This is a genomic window from Pseudoflavonifractor sp. An85, from assembly GCF_002161235.1.
Lineage (GTDB): Bacteria > Bacillota > Clostridia > Oscillospirales > Oscillospiraceae > Enterenecus.
In genome coordinates this window covers 1-1,397 of record NZ_NFHE01000092.1, presented here as the reverse complement: position 1 = coordinate 1,397, position 1,397 = coordinate 1, and the positions used below count along the sequence as shown (strand labels likewise).

1 protein-coding gene is annotated in these 1,397 nt (G+C 52.1%); it reads left to right on the top strand.

Features of this window, described 5'->3' with window-relative positions:
- Window positions 1-954 precede the first annotated feature (954 nt).
- On the top strand, window positions 955-1,397 hold a 443-nt coding region (locus B5G37_RS14445; RefSeq protein WP_143482996.1), incomplete at its 3' end, for a hypothetical protein.

Here is a 1,397-nt window from a genome sequence, read left to right as displayed (position 1 = left end):
GGAACTAGCGGATTCAGTACCACTAATGCCTCAGGAAAGCTGTATATTGGCCAGTATGTGGACTACACATCCAGCGATTCTACCGACCCCACCAAGTACGCCTGGACGAAAATCAAGGGAGAGACCGGTTCCACCGGTCCCCAGGGGCCGAAGGGTGAGAAGGGAGATAGCGGTGATTCCGGCGTGGGGGTACAGAGCGTGGACGTGCAATACTACCTCTCCACCAGCTCCACCTCCCTTACTGGTGGCAGCTGGTCCACCACCGCCCCGGCCTGGGTCAACGGAAAGTACATGTGGAGCAAGACGGTGACTACCCTCACCAACGGTGGGGTGGAGGAGAGCAAGCCGGTGTGTATCACAGGAGCCAAAGGTGCTACCGGTGCGGCGGGAACGGGCGTTTCTTCCATCACCGAGGAGTATTATCTCTCCACATCAAAAACTGCTCAAACGGGTGGCTCTTGGACGACTACGCCTCCGACCTGGAGTAGCGGGAAGTATATTTGGACACGCAACAAGATTGTATATACGAACCCTGCGAGCACCAAGTACACTACTCCGATTTGCGACTCAAGTTGGGAAGCTGTGAATGAAATCGAGGTTGGAGGAAGGAATCTTCTTTCGAAAAAAACGATAGGGCTATACAAAGGTGGAACGACACATCCTGGAGAACTTGATAATCTGTCCATAGATGGCTATAAGATATCTACAACCGCAAAACCCTTAGATATCATAGGTTTTATAAGTTCTAATATATCAGGATCCGAAGTTGTTGTGACCGGATTCACGGACCTAGCGAAAATAAACTGCTACTATCAATTTAGGAAAGAAGACAATTCGACTGCTGATATTCAGAAAAATCTGGCTGTAACTGTTAATAACGGTAAATTCAAGTTTGATTTATCTGTTCCGGCCTCAGCCTCTTACGTCCATATAGGTCTTGGGCAATATCCCTATGTGGAAAATTACTACATAGAGAATGTAAAACTCGAAATCGGTAACAAAGCTACCGACTGGACCCCTGCGCCCGAGGACACACAGGGCGAAATTGACGACCTGAAGGACACCACGGCCAACCAGGGCCAGATCATTCAGAGCCAGGAATCTCGCCTGTCCGACTTGGAGATCAACACCAACGCCATCACCGCCACGGTGCAGCGGGTGCAGAGCGAGACCCAGACCTCTCTGGACGGGGTGGAGCAGTCGTTGCAGGAGCTGACCGAGCAGGTCAGCCTCTCCCTCACCTCGGACCAGGTGAACATTGCCATCGAGAAGAAACTCTCGGAGGGGGTGGAGACGGTAAAAACCGCCACCGGATTCACCTTTGACGAGGAAGGGCTCACGGTGAGCAAGACTGGCTCCGAGATGTCCACCAAGGTCACCGAGGACGGCATGGAGGT